The following is a 22,498-nucleotide window of genomic DNA, read 5'->3' on the forward strand; positions in this document are numbered from 1 at the left end:
AACCTTTTAAAAAAACGGCTATGTCGTTATCAATTAAAACAAAGCGTGATCTAGCAAAATCATTATAAAAACTTAAAGGATTGGACCCATGTACTATTTAATTACGATCTTATTACTCTTTTTGACTGTCGTGATGGCAGTGAAAAGTCTCTCAAGAAAGCACCAGCAAGACAGTGCTTTAAAGCGTCGCGCCGTGTTAAGTAGTCATGAACAAATGACACTAACCCGCTTACAAACAGTATTGCCTAAATTTACTGTATTAGCTCATGTTTCATTTGATGCCTTATTAACGACTAAATATGCTCATACTCGCCGCAAATATCAGAATATGACGGCTGACTTTGTTGTACTTGATCAAAATTATCAGGTTTTTGTGGTGGTTATGCTTGAGGAAAATGGGCTACGTCGAGCACATCAGCAATATGAGCGCCGTTTATTACAACTTGCAGGGTATCGTGTACTTCGTTATAGCAGTGTGCCTGATTATCATGACTTAAGAAGAGATTTATTAACTCCTGAATCTGAGATGGCAACTTTAACTGCCACACCTCAGTTAGAGAGAATTTCAAATGCTTTCGTGAAGTCTTAAAAGTTATAACTAGGTGTTATAGCAATTTAATTTTAGGGCTCATTAAAGAAGATTTGAATAAAATGCTGAAATTAAAATTTCTAAAAACATAAAAAACTGAGCACTATCTTAATCAATATTGCTCAGTTTTTTTATTAATTAAAATCAAAGAGAATTAAGGAAGTACTGCAACGACAGTCATTTCTACCAGTACATCAGGTGCATAAAGTTTAGACTCCACACAAGTACGAGCAGGCGGATGCTCTTTGCTAATCCATGCATCCCATACAGCATTCATAGCCGCATAATCCGTTTCAATATCTTTTAGAAAAATCATGACAGAAAGAATATGACTCTTGTCCGTACCAGCTTCAGCAAGTAAGCGATCAATATTGTCTAAAGTTTGTTGGGTCTGCGCTGTAATGTCCACACTGGTATCATCAGCGAGCTGTCCTGCTAAATGAACCAAATTACCCGAAATCGCCACTTCACAATATCTTGAAGTCACGTGTAAGCGTTTTACCGTCATAAAAATGCTCTAAAGTTTCTTTATGGAATAGTTCGATTTTATGAAGAGTTAGTAGGCAGGTGCAAGCAAGTGCAAAAGAATTTGGGTAGATTATTGTTGTGATTTATAAGGATGGGCAAGCTCCATGTATTTTAAGTGCCCTGTAATATTCGGATTTGGTCGTCGCGCCAATCACAGGACGATATGCCAAAAATAAAGGTTGTTTTTGACATGTTGCAAATACATGGGTAATGAATATGCGCTGATTAGATTACTTCAAACTTTGAGCAAAAGGGAATAGATTTTGTTTAAAAGTTGTTCTTTTGTATAAAAAAACAACACTTACCATAATGACAACTGAAAGTCGTCAGCTTTGGTCTGTAATTGATAAACTCCAATACCAATCAGCCGAAATTGGAAGTTTTCAGGAATATGCATCTCATTTAAAAGTAAGAATAGAACTTGAATGAGGTCTTGTTGAGAATGAATTGGGTTCTTAAAACTTTTACTGTGTTGCAAAGTCTGGAAATTCTTAAGTTTGAGCTTAATATTTACACCACGAGCATTAAGTTGCTTTTTCTCTAAGCTTTGCCAGACTTTTTCGGCTAGGCCATGCCAGTAGGGTTGGCACTGGGCTAAAGTAAAGTCACTATCAAATGTGGTTTCTTTTGAAATTTGCTGACGAGCACGTTCAGCTTGAACAGGGCGGTTGTCGATGCCTTGGGCATATAAATAAAGCTGTTGCCCATATTTACCAAAGTGGTGAACCAAAACAGCTTCTTCAATTTTTTGTAAGTCACCCAGCGTATGTAACTCAAGCTGTTGGAGTTTTTCTTGGGTAACTTTACCGACCCCCGGAATTTTTTTTAAGGGTAAGTCCTGAATGAAACTGGCCACCTGAGAGGGTTTTATAACAAAAAGGCCATTCGGTTTATTCCAGTCAGATGCGACTTTTGCCAAGAATTTATTGGGTGCTACACCAGCTGAAGCTGTTAGTCCTGTTAGCCTAAAAATATCTTCCCGAATATGCATGGCCACTTCGGTTGCACTCGCGATTTGTTTTAAATTTTCAGTAACATCGAGGTAGGCTTCATCTAAAGATAAAGGTTCAATAAGAGTGGTGTATTGTTGAAAAATACTATGAATTTGAGCCGAGATAGCACGATATTTTTCAAAATTAGGTTCAATAATAACAACGTGAGGACATAGTTTTCTTGCTTGGCTCATAGACATAGCAGAGCGTAAACCGAACTCACGAGCAGGATAAGAAGCTGCCGCAATAACAGCGCGCGGATGATGTGAAGATATAACGACGGGCAGATGCTTTAGATCAGGACGTTCTCGCAATTCGACCGATGCATAAAAGGCATCCATATCGATATGAATGATTTTGCGCATATTATTGTGCTTTCACGATGCCTTGCTGCTGTAAAAATTGGTGCCATTCTTTGACTGAACCCTCATAAACATTTAAGTCTACTGGCTTGGTCATACCTTCAATTTTACCTTGATTACTATGTTGCCAAAAGAGCCATTTTCTTTTGTCTTTAAGCTCAGGTTTTCCTTCGTAATCTCTGACCCACAGAGGTGTATTAGGGAAACTACCTATTAATACAATGTGGTAAAAAGTTTTGGAAATATAAAAGATAGGCTGTTTACCATAATGCTGTTTTAAGCGGTCATGCATGATGCCTATTTCTTTAAGTAGTTGTTCTTTGGTGTGCGCATTAATACAGTTGCCGTCATATTCCAAATCAATAACAGGGGGAAGGGCATCGGTCTTGTTGGGCACAGTGGCAATAAAATTTTCAGCTTGTGTTTTACCATCACGGCATAAACGATAAAAATGATAAGCCCCGACATGAAATCCATGTTCGCGTGCTTTTAGCCAGTTTTCTTGAAATTTTGGGTCTTTATAATCACCGCCTTCAGTTGCTTTTAAATAAACAAATTGGAATTTTTTTTGGGATATTTTTTTCCAGTTGATATCGTCTTGATGATGAGAAATATCAAAGCCTTGAACAGGGTAATCTTGAGCGATTGCTTTTTGTTGGTAGAACAGACCGAAGTAAGTCAGAACCCCCATAACACAAGCTAAAACAATCCCAATTAGGGTATTGTAGCGTGGTGCAGAAAAGGTTTTTGCCAGCTTGGTCATGCAAAACTCTGTATTGATATGAAGCCCACATCATAGCGTGATTTAAGAAATATAAACCATGCTAAAAATGCAACTGCTTACACAGGCGTATTTTTTGGAATTTGCCAAAAGATAAGCGCAGTAATGACATTAATACACCCTAAACAAATAAGAGTGACATGGAACGCTGTTGTTACATGGGCTGTACCATAGTAATTGGTAAATACATTGATGAGTGTACCTGCTAGCGCAACACCAATACTCATTGAAAGCATCATAATCATTGATAAGAAACTATTCCCACTACTCGCATCTTGCTGAGGCAAATCTTTTAAGGTGAGCGTATTCATTCCTACGAATTGTAATGAGTTTAATGTACCAAATAAGAAGAAGTGTAAAGCTCTAAACCAAGTTGGGGTGTCGACAGTCATAATTGCAAAAGACGCAATACATAGTCCCACTAAAGTTGTGTTAATTAACAGAAAACGACGATAACCCAGTTTCTGAATGATCGGTCTAACAATCGGCTTGGAGAAAAGCGAGCCTAACACTAGCGGAATCATCATTAATCCCGCAATGAATGGCTCAAAACCAAAAGCGACCTGTAGCATGAGTGGTAAAACAAAAGGTAGGGCATTACCACCAAAGCGGGCGAAGAAATTACCTAAAATACCAATCGCATAAATTTTATTTCTAAAGAGACGGCTACGGAATAATGCATTTTGATGTGTATGTGAATGATAGGCATACCAAAGCGTTGCTATTACTCCTACCACTAACAGTGAAATACTGAACCATTTGGAGTATTCAGGCGAGGCAATATGTTCAATACCTAAAGACCAGCCAATCATTGCAACGACTAAGAGCACAAAACCAATAAGATCAAAGGATTTTACTGTAGGCTCTTTTACATTTGGCATGACTTTTAATGTCATTAATATACCGAGTATACCCATTGGAATATTAATAAGAAAAATCCAGTGCCATGTTGCCACTTCAACGAGCCAGCCTCCGAGTGTGGGACCTGCTAAAGGGCCAAGTAAACCTGCCAGACTCATAAGACTCATGGCAGCTAGGAACTGAGTTCGGGGAATAATTTTTAAAAGTGATAAACGACCAACGGGGAGTAATAATGCCCCCCCAACGCCCTGAATGACACGGAAAAATAGAAGTTCATTAAGGCTTTGAGAAAGACCACAACCTAAAGATGCAAGCGTAAAAATAACAATTGCTGATAAAAACGTATTTCTAACACCAAAGCGGTCGGCCAACCATCCACTTAAAGGAATACAGGCCGCCACAGATAAAACATAAGCTACCACCACGCTATGCATACGTAATGGATCTTCATTTAAATGATGTGCCATTGCAGGAATAGCTGTATTTACAATTGTTGTATCTAATGCCTGCATAAAAAAGCCAATGGAAACCAAAAGAACCAATAGGCGATATTCAGGTTGCAAAGCTTGATGAGTCGGCGTGGCATTCATAACATTTGAAAATTAACGTTTTCGCTTAGTGTAAAACAAATTGAAAGTAAAAAGAGTAAGGCAATGTTGAGTACCCCTTTACTAAATCTAATTGCTTTTGAAGGCAATCGTGAAAATAGTTAAAACAAAAAAAGCGGAAGAACCGCTTTTTTATTGAGATAGGAGAGTTTACACAACAAATCTTTTTGGCATTTTTAAATTTTTAATGACGTTATAAATTTGATCGATTTCTTCACATACAATTAATTTAGCTCGATGCTGAAGAGGGAGGAAGCCTTCTTGTACAGCATGGTCTAACTGAGCAATTAATGCATTATAAAAACCATTTACGTTATATAAAATCATAGGTTTTTGATGCTGATTGAGTTGACCCCACGTCGCAATTTCCAAAATTTCTTCGAATGTTCCCAAACCACCAGGTAGTGCGATAAAAGCACTCGCACGCTCTGCCATCATGGCTTTACGTTCATGCATGGTTTCGACCACATGCAGTTCGGTCAATCCTGCATGAGCCACTTCATAATCAAGCATAAATTCAGGAATGACACCTACAGCTTCTCCACCATGCGCAAGTACGCTTTCTGCAACTTGTCCCATTAGACCAATGCTGGCACCGCCGTAGACCAAACCAAAACCTTGTTCAGCAATTCCGCTGGCTAACTCAATTGCCTTTTCGCGATAAATCGGGTTATTTCCTGCTCGTGAGCCACAATATAATGCAATAAGAGGTTGTGTTGTTTTTACAGATGTTATTGGTGAATCATTTACTGCCATTGTTAATACGCTATTCATTGCTTTATTTTCACCTTATCACGTTCATATTTCTTGTCTACAGTAAGCAAAAAATATGACAACTTTATAAGCAGTTTTATAGGAAAGATTCATGTTTTGTATGGGTTTGGTGAATACATATAATGATCAAATAAAAATGATGAATTTATGTTAAATCTTGCCTATACTGAAAATTCGTTTAACAACATATGAACAAATATGGGTAGTGGTTGTAGTCGCTCCGTTTTAATTTCTTGTCCTAAAAAAACATTATTCCCCCTTTGTCTAGGCACGCCTGTTGTGTTGCCCAATAAAGATAAAATCCACCCAGCACAGGAGCAGGATCAATGATCTTTGAATGGATGTCTGATCCGTCTGCTTGGGTAGGCTTAGCTACATTAATTGTTCTTGAAATCGTACTAGGGATCGATAACCTCGTCTTTATTGCTATTTTGGCTGAAAAGTTACCGCCAGAACAACGTACTAAGGCACGTATAGTGGGTTTAATACTCGCTTTGGGAATGCGTCTTATTCTGTTAGCTTCAATTGCTTGGGTTGTGACACTCACCCAACCACTTTTCCATATTTTTGACCATCCATTCTCTGGCCGTGATTTGATCTTGTTATTCGGTGGTGTGTTCTTGTTATTTAAAGGCACCATGGAATTGCATGAGCGCATGGAAGGTAAACAGCTTCATAAAGAAGATAATCCAGTTCATGCTGCGTTCTGGATGGTGATTGTCCAGATTGTAGTGCTTGATGCCGTATTCTCACTAGACAGCGTAATTACTGCTGTAGGTATGGTCAAAGAGCTTTCAATCATGATGGTTGCTGTTGTGATTGCTGTGGGTATTATGCTGTGGGCTTCAAGACCACTCATGGACTTTGTAAATAAGCACCCAACAGTCGTTATTCTGTGTCTTGGCTTCTTAATGATGATTGGTTTCTCGTTGGTGGTGGAAGGTTTTGGTTTCCATATTCCGAAGGGTTACTTATATGCTGCGATTGGTTTCTCGATTTTAGTCGAAATGATCAACCAAACCATGCGTCGCAATCAAGAAAAGCTAGTGACGACTACAGATTTACGTTATCGCACAGCTTCTGCGGTTTTACGTATGTTAGGCAGTAAAAATAGCGGTTCTACTTCAGATGCCCAAACGGCTGATAAAGAAGATGTATTGGCTACTCAAGCTTTTGCCGATGAAGTCTTTGATGAAGAAAATGGTGCTTACCATAGTGTGCTTGTACAAGGCGTACTTGGGTTATCTGAACGCCCAGTAAAGTCGGTGATGACTCCACGACCTGAGCTTGAATGGATTGACTTAGATGATGAACCAGAAGTTTTGAAAGAACGCTTAATGTCGATGACACATTCACGTTTAATTGTTGCTCGTGGTGAACTTGATAATATTGAAGGTATCGCGCTTACGCATAAAGTTCTAAATGGCTTCATTGAAACAGGTGTTGTTGATTTTCAAAAGTACTTACGTGAGCCAGTCATTGTGCATGAAAATGCTCAAGTGCTTATGGTGATGGAACAATTACGTCAGGCTCCTTTGCAAATGGCGATTGTTCTAAATGAATATGGTTCAATTGAAGGTATTGCGACACCAATTGATATTTTAGAAGCAATTGCGGGTGAGTTCCCTGATGAAGATGAGCTAGATGCAGCAGCTGAAAGCTTAGAAGATGGTTCGTTAATACTTGAAGGTTCAACCGATATTCGCCATGTATCGCTTTTACTCGGTCGTGATTTGGTAGATGAAAGTGAACAGTATTCTACTTTATCGGGTTATTTGTTATTCCATTTAGGTCGCTTACCTGAAAATGGTGAAACTGTTGAAGCGGATGGTTATCGCTTTGAAGTTGTAACCATGGAAGGCCATAAAATCGAGAAAGTTCATATTGTTTCTATTGAACAAGATGAATCAAAAGATTAAATGACATTTTAAGTCTAGAAACATCATAAAATAGCTCAACTCTGAGCTATTTTTTTATTTGAGAAACACAGAATGACTCAACACACTTGTCCATGTGGAAAAGGCAGCTATTCAGAATGTTGTGAGCCTTTACATTTAGGCACAGCGAAAGCTCTCACGGCGGAGCAGCTTATGCGTTCACGGTATAGTGCATTTGCATTACAGCAAATCGATTATATTGTTCAAACAACAGCATTAGGTCAACAAGCTGCTCTTGATAAAGAGGCGATTGCAGATTGGAGTAAACAAAATCAATGGCTCGGTTTGGAAGTCATCCAAGCCAAAGAAAAGTTGGATAAGACCCATGCACAGGTGGAGTTCAAGGCTCATTATCATGATGGAAAAAGTGCTCAAATCCATCATGAAGTTTCACATTTTGTATATCACCAGCAGCAATGGTTTTTCCTTGATCCAACAGTCGATATGCAGGTCACCATGAAACAGCCGTGTATATGCGGTTCAGGAAAAAAATTTAAGCAATGCTGTGCACAATTCCTATAACTTTATCTTAAAATACGCCCACCGTTTGGCCTGAAGGAAAGGGCAATGTTACTCACCGTTATTTATATTATTGCAATTACTGCTGAAGCCATGACTGGTGCATTGTCTGCTGGGCGACGGAGTATGGACTGGTTCGGTGTCGTACTGATTGCCTGTGTAACGGCCTTGGGTGGTGGTTCTGTACGTGATGTACTACTTGGGCACTATCCCTTAACGTGGGTAAAGCATCCTGAATACTTAGTTTTAACGTGTTGTGCTGCCTTTGTTACCATCATCATTGCCAAGTGGATGCGCCATTTACATAACATTTTCTTAGTGCTCGATGCTTTAGGTTTGATTGGATTTACCATTATTGGTTGCCAAATTGCCTTACAAATGGGACATGGCTTTGTCGTGTCGGCTGTAGCAGGCGTTTTAACGGGAGTATCTGGCGGTATTTTACGTGACATCTTATGTAACGATGTCCCGTTTGTTTTCCGCCGTGAGCTCTATGCAAGTATTTCTTTTGTTGCCGTTATTTGCTATTGGGTCTGTCTAGACTTAGGTTTAAGTCTAGAACTTACTGTTATTTCAACCTTGGTATTTGGTTTTACGCTTCGTTTAATTGCCATTTATTTTGGTTTGGAAATGCCTAAATTTATTTATAAAGATGATGATGCAGAGTCGGCTTCTTCAACCGACGAACATTAATCATGCAGAACTTCATGTGGGCATGATATAACAATTCTATATATGGTCTTGTCCACTTATTCTTTCCAGTAGAGTTGTTCCTATGGATCTGGTTTCACGTATACAAAATCTTCCAATTGGCAAATTTCACTACACGCTTTTATGGGTAGTGGGCTTAGGTTGGATGTTTGATGCGATGGATACCGGTATTATCGCTTTTATTATGACGACCCTTGTTAAAGACTGGTCATTAACGCCAGTTGAAAGTGGCTGGATTGTCAGTATTGGCTTTGTGGGAATGGCCATAGGTGCAGTTTGTTCTGGTGCCTTGGCAGATCGTTTTGGCCGAAAAACTGTATTTGCGATGACTATGGCCATCTATAGTATTGCGACTGCCTTATGTGCTTTTGCTCCAGATCTCAAGTGGCTATTAATTTTTCGTTTTATTGTGGGACTAGGGCTAGGTGGACAGTTACCTGTAGCAGTTACATTGGTCAGTGAATATGTTCCTGCTCATGTTCGTGGACGGTTTATTGTTCTGCTTGAAAGCTTTTGGGGATTAGGCTGGCTAGTCGCAGCACTTATTTCTTATTTTATTATTCCTAAATTTGGCTGGCATATTGCCTTTCTTGTGGGCGGTCTTCCACTTATTTATATTTTAGTGATTTGGAAAAAAGTCCCTGAATCGATACCGTATTTGATTAACCGTGGTCGTATTGAAGAAGCGCATGTACTTGTACAAAAACTAGAAGCTAAAGCAGGTGTGCAAATTGTTCACCATATTGAAGTCGTACCTGTAGCCATGCGACAAAAAGTTTCATTTAAACAGCTCTGGAGTGGCCAATTTGCTCGAAGAAGTTTAATGCTCTGGCTAATTTGGTTTGGTATTGTTTATTCCTACTACGGTATTTTTACGTGGTTGCCGAGTTTATTGGTGAAACAAGGCTACGACATTGTCAAATCATTTGAATATGTATTGCTTATGATTTTGGCGCAGTTACCAGGCTACTTGGCGGCCGCTTGGTTTGTCGAACGTTTAGGTCGAAAAATCACACTTGCTGCATTTATCGGTTTTTGTGCCTTGTCAGCATATTTCTTTGGACAAGCCGACAGTGTAAATAGCATTATGTTTTGGGGCTGTCTCATGTCATTCTTTAATTTGGGTGCATGGGGAGTGTTATATACCTACACACCAGAACAATATCCAGCCAACATTCGGGCCTTTGGTTCGGGTTGGGCATCGGCAATGGGGCGTATCGGTGGAATTGTTGCGCCAATGGTCGTGACACATATGATGGTTGCCAAAAACGGCTTTAATCACGTTTTTATGATGTTTACTGTTGTTTTACTTGCTGTGGCCTTAGTTATTTTGGTATTAGGTGAAGAGACTCAAGGTAAAAGGTTAGAGTCGATTGGCCTATAGTTTTTGCCTAACTTTATAGCAAGTAACTAAAAATATAGAGAGATAAGACACAATTTGACGCTCAGGTGACAGAGTCCCTCTTGTGTCTGTAACATAGCCCACTTAGCATAATACACACTTAAAATAACGACTGATTTGGAAGATAAGCTGACTATGACCAGCCTTGCGCATCATGCGACAGAAAACCGCTCTGTAGCCGAATTTACTGAACAGGCTTACTTGAATTATGCCATGTACGTCATTATGGACCGTGCATTGCCGCATATCAGTGATGGCTTAAAGCCTGTACAGCGCCGTATTGTCTATGCTATGAGCGAACTAGGCTTAAAAAGCAGTGGCAAGCCAAAAAAATCAGCGCGTACGGTGGGTGATGTACTGGGTAAATACCATCCACATGGTGACTCGGCTTGTTATGAAGCCATGGTCTTAATGGCCCAGCCATTTAGTTACCGCTATCCTTTAATTGAAGGTCAGGGGAACTGGGGTTCACCAGATGATCCTAAGTCTTTTGCTGCGATGCGTTATACCGAAGCCAAACTCTCAGCCTATAGTGAATTGTTGCTGAGCGAATTAGGTCAGGGCACCAGCGAATGGCAAGATAACTTTGATGGTTCGTTAAAAGAACCGATCACTTTACCTGCACGTGTACCTAATATTCTTCTCAATGGTACAACTGGTATTGCTGTGGGTATGGCCACCGATATTCCACCGCATAATTTGCGTGAAGTGGTAAAAGGAACGATTGCCTTAATCCGTAATCCACAAACCTCAGATGAAAAATTAGCTGAATATATTCCGGCTCCAGACTTACCAACCAAAGCTGAAATTATTACTCCGCCAGAAGAGTTACTTAAAATCCAGACGACTGGTCGTGGTAGCTACCGCATGAGAGCGGTTTATTCTGTTGAAAAGCATGAAATTGTGATTACTGAGCTGCCATATCAAGTATCTGGTTCTAAGGTGATTACTCAAATTGCTGACCAGATGCAGGCTAAAAAGCTGCCATTGGTCGTTGATGTGCGTGATGAGTCGGATCATGAAAACCCGACACGACTCGTGATTGTGCTGCGTTCTAACCGTATTGATGCGGAAGCAGTGATGAGTCACTTATTTGCGACCACCGATTTAGAGTCGAGTTATCGTGTCAACTTGAACATGATTGGTGAAGATGGCCGCCCTCAAGTTAAATCGATTCGTCGTATTTTGCTGGAATGGATTGAGATCCGTAAAAAAACGGTAACTCGCCGTTTGCAGTATCATTTAAACCGGATTGAAAAGCGTCTGCATATTTTGGCAGGTCTTTTAATTGCTTATCTCGATATTGATACTGTTATTCGTATTATTCGTGAAGAAGATCAGCCTAAACCAGTGTTGATGGAACACTTCAATATTGATGAGATACAGGCCGAAGCAATTTTAGAGCTTAAATTACGTCATTTGGCAAAACTTGAAGAGATGGAAATCCGTCATGAACAAGATGAGCTTTCGGCGAAAGCTGCCATTATTCGTGAACAACTCGAAAATCCTGAATCTCTAAAAAATCTGATTATTGGTGAACTAAAAGAAGATGCTAAAAAGTTCGGTGATGAGCGCCGTTCTCCAATTGTTGCACGTGCTGAAGCGGTTCAAATTAAAGAACAGGATTTAATGCCAGCCGAAACGGTAACAGTTGTGTTGTCTGAAGCGGGTTGGGTTCGTGCGGCAAAAGGTGCGGATGTGGATGCTGAAAATCTGAACTACCGCGCAGGGGACCAATATTTAAGTCATGCTGTCGGTAAAACCAATCAGCGAGTTTATTTCCTTGATGAAACAGGGCGTAGTTATGCCTTACCGATTAGTAATTTACCTTCAGCCAGAGGCCTGGGGGATCCATTGAGTTCTAAGCTTTCTCCAGCAAGTGGGGTATCGTTTATTCAGGTTTATTTAGATGATGATGAGTCTGAATTGATTGCTGCAAGTTCAGCAGGTTACGGTTTTAAAACTCAAACTAAGCAATTAGATACCAATGCGAAAGCTGGTAAGACATTCTTAACGGTACCAGAGAAGTCAAAAGCTTTACCACTCATTTCTGCCCAAAACATGACGCATTTGGCTGTACTGAGCTCAGCAGGGCGTTTGTTAATTTTAGATTTGGCCGAGCTGCCAAATTTAAATAAAGGTAAAGGTAATAAGTTGATACAACTTGAAGCCAAAGAGCAAATTTTATCCATGACAACCCTGAACTTAGATGAAATAATTCAGGTGGTTGCAGGTCAACAACATCTCAAATTAAAAGGTGATGATCTACAAAAATACATGGGTAAACGTGCTTCGAAAGGTCAGCTCTTACCACGTGGATATCAAAAAGCAAATAAACTGTTGATTCAGAGATAAAGCTAGCGTCTGGCAACATAAATACGCTATATATGGCAACAAGTTCAAGCAGTGAACTGAACTTGTTGGTATGGAATAATGATTAAAAGGGCAGCAATTTGGAGTACATAATTTGTACTCCATGCAAAAAATTTGGCAGGGTCAAATTGTCAAAACTTCTGTCTCATAATCTTGTTCGAAAGTGTCATGAATGTGCCAATAAGTTTTAAATATGTTCTGGCACCAAGAAGCTAAAGAATAGCTGGGGCATTGAATAACAGTTATTACTAAGGATTACGAATCGGAGATAATGGCATTATGGAAAAGATTTGGTTTGCAGAATACCAAAAGACAGGGATTCCAGAAACAGTAGCATTGCCTGCAGAAAATACCTCACTTGTTGATATTTTTGAGCGTAATTTCCAAAAATTTGGTTCTCGTGATGCCTTTATCTTTATGGATAAAGCCATGTCATTTAACGAGTTGGAACTTGCAAGCCGTAAGTTCGCGACCTATTTGCAAAATTTGGGGTTAGCAAAAGGTACGCGTGTTGCAGTAATGATGCCAAACGTATTGCAGTACCCTGTAGTGGCATTGGCAGTCTTCCGTGCTGGCTTGATTTTAGTGAATGTTAACCCGCTATACACAGCACGTGAGCTTGAACATCAGTTAAATGACTCAGGTGCTGAAGTTCTCGTCATTATTGAAAACTTTGCGAGTGTTTATCAAAGTATTTTAGGTAAAACTCCAGTCAAGCATGTTGTAGTTGCTTCTGTTGGAGACATGTTAGGTACACTAAAAGGTACTTTAGTGAACTTTGTTTTACGTAAAGTGCGTAAACAAATTCCAGCTTGGAATATTCCTGGCCATGTTAAATTTAATAGCGCATTAAATAAAGAAAACCCAAGCAATTATAAACGCCCGACTTTAACTTTAAGTGATACTGCTGTGCTTCAATATACCGGTGGTACAACAGGCGTTTCAAAAGGTGCTGAGCTGACGCATCGTAATTTGGTTGCTAACCTTTTACAGTGTGACGGTATTTTCCAAAGTAAATTTGGTGCAAATGATGGTGCTAAAGGCGATCGTATCGTTTGTGCATTACCGCTTTATCATATTTTTGCATTCATGGTTTGTGCGATGTACGGCATGTACAAAGGACAGGCAAATATCCTGATTCCGAACCCGCGTGATTTACCAGCCGTGATTAAGGAATTACGTAAATATCAACCTTCTTTCTTCCCAGCAGTAAATACATTGTTTAATGCCTTGGTAAATAATGAAGAGTTCAAACAACTTGACCATAGCAATTTAAAAATGGCAATGGGCGGTGGTATGGCAGTTTTACCTTCTACAGCAGAAGCTTGGAAGAAAATTACTGGCACTACCATTATTGAAGGTTACGGTTTATCAGAAACTTCTCCGGTAGCGACTGCAAACCCTCCAGCTTCTACTGAATTTAGCGGCACCATTGGTATTCCATTACCTTTAACAGAAGTTGCTATTTTAGATGATGACGGTAAAGAATTACCTTTAGGTGAACAAGGTGAAATCTCAATCCGTGGTCCTCAAGTGATGAAAGGCTATTGGAACCGTCCAGATGAGACAGCTAAAGTGATGACAGCTGACGGCTTCTTCCGTACTGGTGACATTGGTGTAATGGACAGCCGTGGATATACAAAAATTGTAGACCGTAAAAAAGATATGATTTTGGTTTCAGGCTTTAACGTTTATCCAAGTGAAATTGAAGAAGTTATTGCTAAACATCCAAAAGTGTTGGAAGTTGCTGCAATTGGTGTTCCAGATGAAAAATCAGGTGAAGTACCAAAACTCTTTATTGTGAAAAAAGATCCAAGCTTGACCACAGAAGAAATTTTGAACTTTGCTAAAGAAAACTTAACAGGTTATAAACGTCCTCGTTATGTTGAGTTTATGGATGAATTACCAAAATCAAATGTAGGTAAAATTTTACGTAAGGACTTACGTAAGCCTGCTTAATAGTTAGTGCATAAAAAAGCGCCGTAGGGCGCTTTTTTATTTAATGGCTTTTCATAAACCAGCGATCTACATAAGGACGGCCGATTCCAACCATACCCACAAAAACAATCATTGTGCCGAGTTGTAAGCGTAAGTGAGACAAGTCAAGTTGGCCATAACTAAGGTAATTATCTATCAGACAATACACGGTAATTACAATCAGCCAATGCCATAAAGGAAGTCTTTTGACACCTACTGCAATAAAAGTGATTGTCAAAATGACAAAGGTACCCAGTGTCGATTGCCAATTAAAATTCGCACAAATCACACTCAGTAAAAAAGCGACAATGGGTAATACAATTTTGAAGATAAGATCTACCTGAAGCTGGTTCTTCTTTTGCTTTTCTAAGACCTCGAGCAATTCTTTTTGATCAGGTTGTTGCATACATAGCCCTATAAATCAGTGATGACATGCGATTGCATAAAATTTCAGGTAAAAACGATGAGTTATGATAGCATGATCAACAGTATTTTCAGTGATGGATGGCACTATGCACGGCATCAGCAGCATTATCTATATTATTTTAGTGGCATGTTTGCTGCCATACGCATTTACCGTAATTGCAAAATTTAAGGGTGGTTTTCAGCCCTCTGATAATCAGAACCCAAGAGATTTTCTTGCTAATACAAAGGGGATCGCTGCTCGGGCAAATGCAGTACAACAAAACAGTTTTGAAAGTTTACCTTTATTTTTAACAGCTATTCTGATGGCTGAATATATGGTGGTGCCTGAGTACTTTATTTTGAGACTGGGCTGGGCATATATTATTTTGCGCGTGATTTATGGCATTTGTTACTTGAGTAATTGGGCAACTTTACGCTCGATTGTCTGGTTTTTATCATTGTTATGCCCAATATTCTTGTTGATCGTGACAATTAAGTTGACTTGAGTGTCATTCTGTCACCATTCATATCAACTTTCGCGTGTGCGCATTGTATAATCGGCATCATTTTGATGATATCCACGTTATAATCGAGTGGATTTTACATCTGACTTCATAACTAAAGAGTATTGATATGAGTTACAGCAATATCCCAGCAGGTAAAGATGCACCAAATGACATCTATGTCATCATTGAAATTCCTGCAAATGCAGCGCCAATTAAATATGAAATTGACAAAGATTCTGATGCATTGTTTGTAGACCGTTTCATGGGCACAGCAATGTTCTATCCAGCAAACTATGGTTATGTACCAAATACTTTGTCTGAAGATGGCGACCCATTAGATGTACTTGTTGTAACTCCGCATCCTGTTGCTGCTGGCTCTGTAATTCGTTGCCGTCCAGTGGGTAAATTAAACATGGAAGATGACGGTGGTATCGACGCGAAATTAATCGCGGTTCCACATGAGAAATTATCTCCACTTTACAAAGATGTGAAGGAATATACAGATCTTCCTCCATTGTTGATTAGCCAAGTTGAGCATTTCTTCAGCCACTATAAAGATTTAGAACCAGGCAAATGGGTAAAAATCAGCGGTTGGGAAGGTGCGGACGTTGCTAAAGCTGAAGTATTGAAAGCAATCGAAGCTGCTAAAAAATAAGTTCTGATTTTATGAGTCTAGTGTGTCTCAATTGATATTCTAGACTCAATAAAAAACCTACCTGTGTTACCAGAGGTAGGTTTTTTATGCTTGATAGATCTATGAATTAGAATAATTTCACAGGGATATCAAGGAAGATACGCCATTCGTTTGTATCACCGATGTACGCATTAGATTGGTAAGCATCGCTCGCACGGTAGTAAGAGTTACGAATACGAAGACTTGCATCTTTAGCAAAACCACTTTGAACTGTGTATTTCACTTGGTTAAAGAATTCGCGCTCTTGAGCATCGTCAGTTACATTACGAACTTTGATGTCCCAACCGTATACAAATGCAGTTGTCCAGTTCAAGCCAGGTAATACACCTAATTTACCGAAATCAACGTTGTATTGAATTTGTGCAGATTTCTCGTGGTTACCGATGAAATCAGACATATAAGAGTTTGGTAAATAAATACTTTGGAAACCATCAGCATTTTGACCATAGTCATAACCAACATTACCAGTGTTTTGTTGGTAAGCAAGCATCACACTATGTGGACCAGTAGCATAAGTTCCTGAAATTGCCCAAATGTTGTTGGTTTTTTCTTCACCAGCTACACCAGTGTTACCATAATTTGGTGCTACAGCTCCAGTCGCTGAATAAGTATGTGCATTTGCATCAAACTTAGTATGGTAGCCACTAAAGTCATAAGTTAATGAGCTGTCATTTGTTAAAGGCTGTTTAAAGTTCACATTAGCGTAATGACGTTCAAGTGCATTTTTGCTGTCTAAGCCATAGTAAGATGCATTTAAGTTGTCATTAAACTTATATTTACCGCCCCAAACGATTGCACGATCAAGACCTCTGCCAGACGCATCGGCATCGGTATTAATTTGATCAGACATTTGGTCTTTAGTGAATTTACCAGCTACTAATTCAAGGTTCTTGATTTCATGGCTTGTTAATAAAGTACCTGTAAAATATTCAGGAACCATACGGCCAGTGTTACTTGCTAAAACTGGTAAATCGAGTACTTGAGTACCATAACGTACAGTCGTATTTGAGAAACGAGCTTTAACGCTACCGCCACCACGGCCCCAATGATCGTAAGCTGAACCATCATTGTGCTTAGGAATCATTTGGTTACCGGCATTATTATTTTCACCGATTTTAAATGAACCGTCACCAACAACGCCTACACCGAAACCAACAATACCAGGGGTAAAGCCAGATTCAAGATTTACAATTGCCGATTGAGCAAATGAACTAGTATCTTTCGCGCCTTGTTTTTTGTCGCGAGTTAGATAACCTGTACGGAAGAGAATAGAACCGCTCGCATCTTCAACAAATCCTTTTGCCTCACTTTGCTCGCTTGCCTGAGCTGAGGAAATTATTGCCGCAGAAATGAGAACTGCTAATGTAAGTTTTTGTGCATTTAGCATATTTAAAGAACCTCATAAAAACGATAAATCCTGTGCCTTGTTATAGTTCAGGGCCTAGGATTTCCATCAATTGTATAAGTAATCTATAAAAAAGATATATTTTTGTTGATTTTATTTTATATATGCTATGCAGAAATTGATTAATGTGCTACCGGTTATTTAGTAAATTTACTCATAGCTTTTTGTACTTAATGTATTGTTTAAAATAAAAAAAGTAATTTATTTTTTAGTTGATTTTTACCATTTATTTTATAGTCAAACTTCAAAAAATACGTGATTCTTGTGTTCATTTTTTATCCTTTTTTGCTGGATATGTTTACTTTTTAACCTTGCTTTGAGTTGATTTTTTCAACGATTTATTTTAAGCCTACTTATAAATTGTTACTGTATAACATTATTTTTAGAAGTACTGTATATATGAATCGATTGTTATAATAAGCCAATAGAATTTAATTGAACTGATCAAATCTAGTGCGATATTTTGCATAAATTCTGTGCAGTACTTTTTTTATTTATATTGTTGCCTAAAAAAGACCCAAAATAGTTCATCGACTTTAACTCAGAAATAAATACAGAAATGAAGTAAGCAAAAATGCTCAATCACAGATCATTTCATCTAACGCCTTCAATAATTTACATACTTTTTATATCTCAGCTTTAGAACTAAATAGAAAATTTACGCGTATCAAAGGAATACTTCTTACCTCGGTTACTAATTTCCGATAAGGGGTTTTTGTATGTTGAGTATTTTTAGATTTGTAATAAATCTATTTTATATATTTGTTTTTTATAAATATATTTCTATGAACGTTAGGCGATATTTTCATTTTAAAAAGAATTTGATTTCAAAACTTATGCAGCCCAGCGATACGAAATATGGACTTGGCACAGCAATTGCTAAAGCTTAAGTAACAAAATTTGTTTAATTCAATTAAATCGTGCGTTCATTGTGGGGGAGATCAAAATGATGAAATTTGCACTTAAAGCAGTAGCAGTCGGCGTACTCACAGCAGGTTCAACCATGGTTATGGCTGAAAGTGCTCCATCTTTCTATGGAATCACGACAACAGGTAGTGTAGCAGCAACTACAGATTATCGTTTCCGTGGTGTTACACAATCTTCAAATAACCCTGCCATTCAAGGTGGTTTTACTTTTTCTCATAAATCAGGTGCTTATTTATCACTTTGGGGTTCAAGTGTTGATTTTGGTGTAACAGGTAACTCAACTGAAACAGATGTCGCTTTGGGTTATACCAATACATTAAAATTATCCGATAAGCTTGCGCCAACTTATGATGTAGGTGTTATCCATTATGGTTACATTGGTTCGGGCCATAGTTTTGACCGTAACGGTATTGGTTACGATGGCAAAAATGGATTAGATTTTAATGAAGTTTACGGTAAGTTAACGTTTGCCGACTCTTTATTTAAAGGCGATGCACTCAGTGTGGGCGTTAACTATTCAAATGACTACTGGGCGAACTCTAAACAGTTCTGGTATTTTAACGTAGGTTATTCGGCACCAATTGCAAACACTGGATTTACTGGACTTGCATCAGTTGGTTATAACAAATTCAAAAACAAAGAGGCTTTAGCCGTAGTTGCGGGCGGCCCTGGTACAGACGACAGCTATATCGATTATAAAGTTGGTGTAAACCGTAACATTTTAGGTATTTTGGCTGAATTAGACGTAGTGGGTACCGATGTGAGTACTTCTGGTATGACTGATGCTCAGAAAAAGCCTTATGACGCTGGCCTAGTATTTAGTTTAACTAAAACTTTCTAAGTTTATGTTGTAAAAAAGCGGGTAAATCAACCCGCTTTTTTATTAGTTTTCTATTTCAGAAAGTAGTTGTTTTAACTGATTAAGCTCAATATTTGTGGCTTTAGACAAAGGCTTACGTGGTGACCCCGCAGAAATACCTTTTAACTGTAAACCTGCTTTAATCGTTTTAGGCAAACCACCAGTTACGATAAAACGTAGGACAGGAAGTTGTTGGTAAAATGACTTCTGAGCTTGCTCTAATTCACCATTTTTGATGTGTTGAATAAGCTGTTGAGGTTGTTGACCTAGCAAGTTTGGTGCTGCTGTACACCAACCGCTTGCTCCCGCACATATGGCCTCTAAAGCTAGAGGATTACAACCGTTATAAAACGGAAGTTCACCTTTTGATAGTTCATAAATTTTATGCATGCGCTGAATATCGCCGCTGCTTTCTTTTACCATCGTGATATTTGCGATGTTATTAAACATACGCACAATTAACTCTGGAGACATATCAACGCCACTGGTTGCAGGGTTGTTATACACCATAATCGGTAAACTCGTGGCCTGAGCAATTGCTTGATAATATTCAAAAATCTCTTGATCAGTTAGTTTCCAATAAGATACAGGAATCACCATAAGTGCATCTGCACCATAGCTTTGCGCGATCTGGGCTTTTTTGATGGCTTGATCAGTGGTGAGTTCTGAAATTCCAATAATGACAGGCACGCGCTTATTAATGCTTTCAATTGAGGTTTTTGCGACTAAGCACCATTCATCCCATTCAAGATAAGCGCTTTCGCCTGTACTGCCTAAAGGTGCAATTGCATCGCAACCATTTTCAATAAGCAAATTCAGCATTTGTTTTAGAACAGGAAGATTAATGGTGTTGTCATCAGAAAATGAAGTAACAGGGTAGCCAATAATGCCTTTTAGTTTCATGGTCGAAGTCTCTTTTTAAATACAGTCAGAATGGTTTTTCAAAGCTTTACGTGCGTAGTAAGCAAAGTTCACTTTGTTGCGTTTATCGTTAGATACCCAGTCATGTGCTTCTGTTGCTAGACTGTGGGGGATAGGCTGAATTTGCCCGGCAGACATTGCCAGTAGTTGCAGTTGGGCTGCGCGTTCAATTAAAAGAGCCAAGTTACATGCTTCTTCAATGGTTTTTCCTGTGACCAGTTGGCCGTGGTGAGACAACAAAACAGCGCGGTTTTTACCCAGAGCAGAGGAAATCAAAATGCCTTCTTCATTACCTACAGGAACACCTGGCCAATGACCTACAAATGAGCAGTCCTCGTAAAGTGCACAGACGTCCATTTGAGAAATCATGAGTGGAATCTGTAGCATAGATAAAGCAGCTACATGGGTGGGATGTGTGTGAATAATGCAATTCACCTCTGGATGTTCTTTATAAATCCAAGTGTGAAAACGGTTGGCTGGGTTTGCCATTCCTTCTTGATTGATGGGTTCTAGATCTTGATTTACTTCAAGTAAGTTTGAAGCAGTAATTTCATCAAAACCTAATCCGAAACGCTGAGTAATAAAAGTTTCTTTATTTTCACTACGGCAAGTAATTTGTCCCGCTAAACCAGCATCATGACCATGATCAAATAAAATACGACAAGTGAGTGCAAGCTTTTGACGATCAGTTAAATCTGAGTCGCTTATCCACTTTTGCATGTTTTGCTGTGCGTGTTGCATCAGCTCTTGTTTATTTACAGAAACAGTCTTCATCTTTTCTCCAGTCCAGTTGACCAAATTAAGTAGGTGGAGGCAGAATAGAAAACAACTGGATGAATCAATACATCCAGTTTTAATAAGTTATATGGTCCAGATGGGGCGAATATGCTAAGACCTTGGCAAGTACATTTTCGTATCGATGAAAGAGAAGAAAAAACGGTTTTCCTAAAACTAACTAACTTGATTAGTCAGGAAATTTTAAGTGGCCGTTTAGGGCAGGGGACTATGTTGCCGGGGTCTCGTAGCTTGTCAAAAGAACTAGGAATTAATCGGAAAACCGTACAAGCAGTCTATGAGGAACTAGAGGCACAAGGATGGTTGGTGACTCGGCCCCGAAAAGGCACATTTGTGGCAGATGTTTTGCCTGAAAAACAGCTTCAAATAGAGTCAGTAGCTGAGCGAAAAGTTAATGAGAAGCCAATTATTCAAGAAGTGATTCAACGTCCACATAACGATGGTGTACCAGATCCACGTCTTATTCCATACGAATTATTTTCGAGGGCCTATCGGCATGCACTGATTAAAATTACGCAAAACCAGTACATGGGCTATGGCGACCCGCGGGGAATGATTGAGCTAAGACAAGCCTTACAACAAATGTTATCGATGGAACGCTTTATGAATGTTGCTGAAGATGAAATTTGTATTGTACGTGGTAGTCAGATGGGAATTTTTCTTGCATCTCGTGCATTACCTAATCGGCAGGGTGTTATTGTTGTTGAAGAGCTTTACTACCCATCTGCTTTTAAAGCGTTCCAATCAAATGGTTTTCAGGTCGTTTCTGTCAAATTAGATGAACAAGGTATTGTCCTTGAAGATTTAGAACGGATTTTAAACGAACACTCGGTTGCAGCAATTTATACAACGCCACATCATCAGTACCCTACAACCGTTACTATGCCAATGAGCCGTCGTCTCCAACTCTTAGAGCTTTCAAAAAAATGGGGTTTTTATATTATTGAAGATGACTATGACCATGAATTTCACTATGACAGTCGGCCTATGCCACCTTTAGCAAGTTTGCCTCATTCTGAATTAGTCATTCATGTGGGTTCATTGTCTAAAGTTTTTGCACCCGGTATTCGCTTGGGTTACATCGTGGCATCTTCACCAATCATTCAATCCATTACTGAAGATATTTTATTGATTGATCGGCAAGGTAATAACATTACGGAACTTGCGTTAGCAGATTTAATGCAGCGAGGGGAGATCAAACGACACATCCGTAAAATGAAAAAAATATATCAACTACGCCGTGACCATGCCTTAGCTGAGTTTCAGCGAGTTTTTGCTGAGTCTGTTCAGATACAACCACCTGCGGGCGGAATGGCTTTATGGGTGAAGTTCCAGAAACCATTTACTCAAGATCAGCTTATAAAGTTAAAAGAACTCAATATTGATACAGAGCATAAGTTTAAACAGGGAGAACACCCTAATCATAGTATCCGCTTCGGTTTTGCAGCTTTATCAGAGAAAGAAATTACGGCTTTAATTGAAAACTTAAACAATATTCTTAATAGAAATAAATGAACAGCGGACACATAATCCGCTGTTTTATTTTAAGAATTGTCATTTCCAAAGAACTAT

The 22,498-nt window shown here is 39.0% G+C and carries 20 protein-coding genes; 11 read left to right on the top strand and 9 right to left on the bottom strand.

Features of this window, described 5'->3' with window-relative positions; all coding sequences use genetic code 11:
* The first annotated feature begins 88 nt into the window (after positions 1-88).
* Positions 89-589: a DUF2726 domain-containing protein gene (locus CSB87_RS10540; RefSeq protein ID WP_031952152.1), complete on the top strand. Its 501-nt coding sequence runs from the start codon at positions 89-91 to the stop codon at positions 587-589.
* Positions 590-743: 154 nt separating this feature from the next.
* Here CSB87_RS10540 and CSB87_RS10545 read toward each other — a convergent pair whose 3' ends face one another.
* From CSB87_RS10545 to CSB87_RS10565, 5 genes are all read right to left on the bottom strand, one after another.
* A complete protein-coding gene (locus CSB87_RS10545) occupies positions 744-1,097 on the bottom strand; it encodes a RidA family protein (RefSeq protein ID WP_004711002.1) in 354 nt (117 codons plus the stop codon).
* Between the two features lie 321 nt (positions 1,098-1,418).
* Positions 1,419-2,474 (bottom strand): DNA polymerase IV, encoded by a 1,056-nt coding sequence (dinB, locus tag CSB87_RS10550; RefSeq protein WP_004883696.1) that lies wholly within the window; start codon positions 2,472-2,474, stop codon positions 1,419-1,421.
* A gap of 1 nt (position 2,475) precedes the next feature.
* On the bottom strand, positions 2,476-3,234 hold the full coding sequence (locus tag CSB87_RS10555) for a GH25 family lysozyme (RefSeq protein ID WP_004883694.1): 759 nt from the start codon (positions 3,232-3,234) through the stop codon (positions 2,476-2,478).
* Between the two features lie 77 nt (positions 3,235-3,311).
* Positions 3,312-4,703 carry a multidrug transporter subunit MdtD gene (mdtD, locus tag CSB87_RS10560; protein ID WP_006581192.1) on the bottom strand — a complete coding sequence of 464 codons (1,392 nt, stop codon included), beginning with the start codon at positions 4,701-4,703 and terminating at the stop codon, positions 3,312-3,314.
* 168 nt (positions 4,704-4,871) lie between these two features.
* Positions 4,872-5,495, bottom strand: a complete 624-nt coding sequence (locus CSB87_RS10565) for a TIGR00730 family Rossman fold protein (protein WP_001089658.1) — start codon at positions 5,493-5,495, stop codon at positions 4,872-4,874.
* A gap of 326 nt (positions 5,496-5,821) precedes the next feature.
* Between CSB87_RS10565 and CSB87_RS10570 the strand changes: the two genes are divergently transcribed.
* The 6 genes from CSB87_RS10570 (at position 5,822) to CSB87_RS10595 (ending at position 14,396) form a co-directional block, all read left to right on the top strand.
* Complete coding sequence (locus CSB87_RS10570) at positions 5,822-7,414, top strand: TerC family protein (protein WP_004710994.1); 1,593 nt, start codon at positions 5,822-5,824, stop codon at positions 7,412-7,414.
* A gap of 72 nt (positions 7,415-7,486) precedes the next feature.
* Positions 7,487-7,954: a YchJ family protein gene (locus tag CSB87_RS10575; RefSeq protein ID WP_016803661.1), complete on the top strand. Its 468-nt coding sequence runs from the start codon at positions 7,487-7,489 to the stop codon at positions 7,952-7,954.
* 45 nt (positions 7,955-7,999) lie between these two features.
* Positions 8,000-8,644 (top strand): trimeric intracellular cation channel family protein, encoded by a 645-nt coding sequence (locus CSB87_RS10580; protein ID WP_002048969.1) that lies wholly within the window; start codon positions 8,000-8,002, stop codon positions 8,642-8,644.
* 82 nt (positions 8,645-8,726) lie between these two features.
* Positions 8,727-10,046, top strand: a complete 1,320-nt coding sequence (locus tag CSB87_RS10585) for an MFS transporter (protein ID WP_031952155.1) — start codon at positions 8,727-8,729, stop codon at positions 10,044-10,046.
* A gap of 153 nt (positions 10,047-10,199) precedes the next feature.
* Positions 10,200-12,419 carry a DNA topoisomerase IV subunit A gene (gene parC, locus CSB87_RS10590; RefSeq protein WP_022575129.1) on the top strand — a complete coding sequence of 740 codons (2,220 nt, stop codon included), beginning with the start codon at positions 10,200-10,202 and terminating at the stop codon, positions 12,417-12,419.
* A 297-nt stretch (positions 12,420-12,716) separates the two neighbouring features.
* Positions 12,717-14,396 carry a long-chain-fatty-acid--CoA ligase gene (locus CSB87_RS10595; RefSeq protein WP_002048927.1) on the top strand — a complete coding sequence of 560 codons (1,680 nt, stop codon included), beginning with the start codon at positions 12,717-12,719 and terminating at the stop codon, positions 14,394-14,396.
* Between the two features lie 40 nt (positions 14,397-14,436).
* On the opposite strand, the gene CSB87_RS10600 is transcribed toward CSB87_RS10595, so the two are convergent.
* Positions 14,437-14,820 (bottom strand): hypothetical protein, encoded by a 384-nt coding sequence (locus tag CSB87_RS10600; protein WP_004883685.1) that lies wholly within the window; start codon positions 14,818-14,820, stop codon positions 14,437-14,439.
* Between the two features lie 106 nt (positions 14,821-14,926).
* Between CSB87_RS10600 and CSB87_RS10605 the strand changes: the two genes are divergently transcribed.
* Positions 14,927-15,325 carry an MAPEG family protein gene (locus CSB87_RS10605; RefSeq protein WP_002048944.1) on the top strand — a complete coding sequence of 133 codons (399 nt, stop codon included), beginning with the start codon at positions 14,927-14,929 and terminating at the stop codon, positions 15,323-15,325.
* 127 nt (positions 15,326-15,452) lie between these two features.
* Positions 15,453-15,980 carry an inorganic diphosphatase gene (ppa, locus tag CSB87_RS10610; RefSeq protein WP_002048945.1) on the top strand — a complete coding sequence of 176 codons (528 nt, stop codon included), beginning with the start codon at positions 15,453-15,455 and terminating at the stop codon, positions 15,978-15,980.
* A 106-nt stretch (positions 15,981-16,086) separates the two neighbouring features.
* On the opposite strand, the gene CSB87_RS10615 is transcribed toward ppa, so the two are convergent.
* Complete coding sequence (locus CSB87_RS10615; RefSeq protein WP_031952158.1) at positions 16,087-17,406, bottom strand: OprD family outer membrane porin; 1,320 nt, start codon at positions 17,404-17,406, stop codon at positions 16,087-16,089.
* Positions 17,407-18,370: 964 nt separating this feature from the next.
* Between CSB87_RS10615 and CSB87_RS10620 the strand changes: the two genes are divergently transcribed.
* Positions 18,371-19,192: a TorF family putative porin gene (locus CSB87_RS10620; RefSeq protein ID WP_002048960.1), complete on the top strand. Its 822-nt coding sequence runs from the start codon at positions 18,371-18,373 to the stop codon at positions 19,190-19,192.
* A gap of 42 nt (positions 19,193-19,234) precedes the next feature.
* Here the strand turns inward: CSB87_RS10620 and CSB87_RS10625 are convergent, their stop codons facing one another.
* Both CSB87_RS10625 and CSB87_RS10630 read right to left on the bottom strand, forming a co-directional pair.
* Positions 19,235-20,113: a dihydrodipicolinate synthase family protein gene (locus CSB87_RS10625; protein WP_031952161.1), complete on the bottom strand. Its 879-nt coding sequence runs from the start codon at positions 20,111-20,113 to the stop codon at positions 19,235-19,237.
* 15 nt (positions 20,114-20,128) lie between these two features.
* Positions 20,129-20,905 (bottom strand): aldolase, encoded by a 777-nt coding sequence (locus tag CSB87_RS10630; protein WP_031952163.1) that lies wholly within the window; start codon positions 20,903-20,905, stop codon positions 20,129-20,131.
* Positions 20,906-21,016: 111 nt separating this feature from the next.
* Between CSB87_RS10630 and CSB87_RS10635 the strand changes: the two genes are divergently transcribed.
* On the top strand, positions 21,017-22,441 hold the full coding sequence (locus CSB87_RS10635) for a PLP-dependent aminotransferase family protein (protein ID WP_031952165.1): 1,425 nt from the start codon (positions 21,017-21,019) through the stop codon (positions 22,439-22,441).
* Positions 22,442-22,498: the final 57 nt, after the last annotated feature.

This window comes from Acinetobacter sp. AR_0276, from assembly GCF_003000705.1.
Taxonomy (GTDB): Bacteria; Pseudomonadota; Gammaproteobacteria; order Pseudomonadales; family Moraxellaceae; genus Acinetobacter; species Acinetobacter nosocomialis.